Raw genomic sequence first — 2,823 nt, 5'->3', positions numbered from 1 at the left:
GGCTTGTGCTTGGGCTTGTGCTCGTGTCTTGTGCTTGCGCCTCTGCCCGCAGCCTGTCAGGCGTGGTTCGTCAGTCCTCTGTGCAGCGAGCGGGCCGCCGCGTCCGTCAACGACGCGATCTGGTCGACGATGACGCGTTTACGGGCCCGGTCGTCGCCCGCCGTGTCGAACAAGGCGCGGAACTGCGGGTCGAGTCCCTCGGGCGCGCAGGCAGTGAGCGCCTCGGCCAGCTCGGCGAGGACGACGCGCTGGTCGGCCCTGAGCTTCTCCTGTTCCGCCCGCTGCATCACATAGCGGTCGGCGACGGCCTTGAGGACCGCGCACTCGTGACGGGCCTCGCGCGGGACGACCAGTTCGGCGGCGTAGCGGGTGAGCGGGCCCGTACCGTACCGCTGTCTGGTCGCCCGTTCGGCAGCCTCGCAGAACCGGCCGATGAGCTGGCTGGTGGCGTCCTTGAGGCGGGACTGCGCGAGGGCCGAACCGTCGTAGCGGTGCGGCCACCACTCCCGCGCCATGAGGCGGTCGAGCGCGGCGGACAGCTCCTGCGGATCGGTTCCGGCCGGTACGTAGCGGCCGATCGCGACCGACCAGATCTCGGCCCGTTCGGTGTCGGAGGAGAGCGCCGCGGGGTCGACGTGCTCAGCGTGCAGGGCGTCCTCGAAGTCGTGGACGGAGTAGGCGACATCGTCGGACCAGTCCATGACCTGCGCCTCGAAGCAGGTGCGGTCGGCCGGTGCGCCCTTGCGCGCCCAGTCGAAAACGGGCAGGTCGTCCTCGTACACCCCGAACTTCACCGAATCGGGCTCGGTGGGGTGGGCGCCGCGCGGCCACGGGTACTTGGTGGCGGCGTCCAGGGCGGCACGGGTGAGGTTGAGGCCGACGCTGACGAGGTCGCCGCCCTCCGGCGGCCGTACGAAGCGCTTCGGCTCGATGCGGGTGAGCAGCCGGAGCGACTGCGCGTTGCCCTCGAAGCCGCCGCAGTCGGCGGCGAACTCGTTGAGCGCCTGCTCCCCGTTGTGGCCGAAGGGCGGATGGCCCATGTCGTGGGAGAGGCACGCGGCCTCGACGAGATCCGGGTCGCAGCCGAGGGCGGCGCCCAGCTCGCGGCCCACCTGGGCGCACTCCAGGGAGTGGGTCAGTCTGGTGCGGGGGCTGGCATCCCACTCCTGACTCCATGAACCGGGCGTCACCACCTGTGTCTTGCCGGCGAGCCTGCGCAGCGCGGCGGAGTGCAGCACCCGGGCGCGGTCGCGCTGGAACGCGGTGCGGCCGGGCCGCTTGTCGGGCTCGGCGGCCCAGCGCTCGGTGGATGCGTCGTCGTACGAGATGCCTGCCATGCACCGACCGTAACCGGAACGGGCGGTTTGGGATGCACGGAGGTGACGGAAGCGACAGGAGTGGTGTCCACGGCGGGAGCTACGGGGCGGCGGGAGCTAGACGGAGCGGCTACGGGGCGGCGGAAGCCACGGGAGCTACGGGGCTGCGGGAGCTACGGAGCTACGGAGCTGCGGTAGCTGCGGTGGTCAGGCACGCTATGGGAGCCGGGCGCGCTATGGGAGCTGGGCGCGCTGCGGAAGCCGTCAGCGCCGCCTCGTAACGGAGCAGGAGCAGCCGGGCCAGCGCCGGATGGGCGCCGAGCGGCGCGGCGGCGATCCAGGGCGCGGCGGCGGCCGAGCGGGTGGCGAAGTGGCCGGGGGCGGTGAAGTACGAGGCCACGGCCGCCCGGTGGCGTCCTCGGGCCGCGAGCGCGCGCAGCGCCTCGGGGACGGTGGGAGAGGCGGCGGAGGCGTACGCGGGGACGACGGGGACTCCGCCGAGCCGCTCGCTGAGCAGGGCGGCCGTCCGCCGGGTGTCGGCGGCGGACTCGGGGTCGCGGGAGCCCGCGGCGGCCAGCACGACACCGGTGTCGGCCGCGGCGGGACGGTGACGCCGGGTGTGGGGCGTGCCGTGCGGCTGATCGCCCGTGGGCCAGCCCGCTTCGACGAGCCGCTCGTACAACGCCTCCACCAGCAGTGGATGCGGCCCGAGCGGATCGGCGATCCCGGCCTCCAGGCGGGGAGCGGCAGCGGCTGCGAACGCCGGCAGGTCCCGTTTGACGTGTACGCCACGGCTCAGCAGCAGGGGTACGAGGACGGCGCGGCCGGAGCCGAGGGCGGCGAGGGTGTCGGGCAGGGCGGGTGCGTTGATCTCGATGTGGCCGAGCCGTACGTCCAGGCCGGGGCGTAGCTCGCGCACCCGGTGGAGAAGCGTGGTGACGGTACGCAGCGTGCGCGGGTCGCGGCTGCCGTGGGCGACGACGACGAGGGCGGGGGTGTCGCTGTGCATGTTCCGGCGGTTTCCGTTCCGTGCGACGGTGCTGAGCTGGTGTCCGAGCTGTGCGGTGATACGCGTGAACAGCTGCCCGGCGCTGACGAGCGGGGCCAAGTCGGCGGGCGGGGACGAGTCGGCGAGCGAAGGCACGTCCGCGGGTGGAGACGAGTCGGCGAGCGAAAGCACGCCCGTGGGCACAGGGCGGACCAGTAACCCGGGGTGGCCGGGTGGCTCGGGGTCGTGCGGCGGCTCCGTCATGGGTCCCATCCTGCCGGGCGCTGATTGCCTGGCCGTTGCGCAGCGGTGACGGGTCTTTTCCCTGGTCTCACAGCCGACCGGAGGGCGCTGTCAGACCCGTCACTTAGAGTGAGGGAAGTTCGGAATCGATGTCGCGCGGAGGTGGCGGAGGTGAGGGGGTGAACTGATCGGCGGCTCCGGTCGTCGTACAGGACGGGACGGGGGCAGCGGGGGGGCAATGGAGGGGCACGAATGGCGACGGATGGGGACAAAGGG

General features: G+C 72.8%; 2 protein-coding genes. Both read right to left on the bottom strand.

Translation table 11 applies throughout. The features are described 5' to 3' along the window. Positions 1–56: 56 nt before the first annotated feature. Entirely contained in the window at positions 57–1,337 is a 1,281-nt protein-coding gene (locus DVH02_RS34395; protein WP_114627742.1) for a deoxyguanosinetriphosphate triphosphohydrolase, read from the bottom strand. A 160-nt stretch (positions 1,338–1,497) separates the two neighbouring features. Beyond that, the gene (locus DVH02_RS34390) at positions 1,498–2,460 is read right to left on the bottom strand and encodes a sirohydrochlorin chelatase (protein ID WP_407697715.1); all 963 of its coding nucleotides are present in this window, start codon (positions 2,458–2,460) and stop codon (positions 1,498–1,500) included. Positions 2,461–2,823 lie beyond the last annotated feature (363 nt).

The sequence above is a fragment of the Streptomyces corynorhini genome, from assembly GCF_003346515.1.
In the GTDB taxonomy this organism is placed as follows: Bacteria; Actinomycetota; Actinomycetes; order Streptomycetales; family Streptomycetaceae; genus Streptomyces; species Streptomyces corynorhini.
The sequence above is the reverse complement of the archived record's forward strand: the minus strand, read 5'-3'. Positions and strand labels throughout refer to the sequence as shown.

Excerpts from the sequence above, each read along its gene's own strand:
- DVH02_RS34395 (WP_114627742.1), bottom strand. The coding sequence starts at position 1,337 with ATGGCAGGCATCTCGTACGACGACGCATCCACCGAGCGCTGGGCCGCC.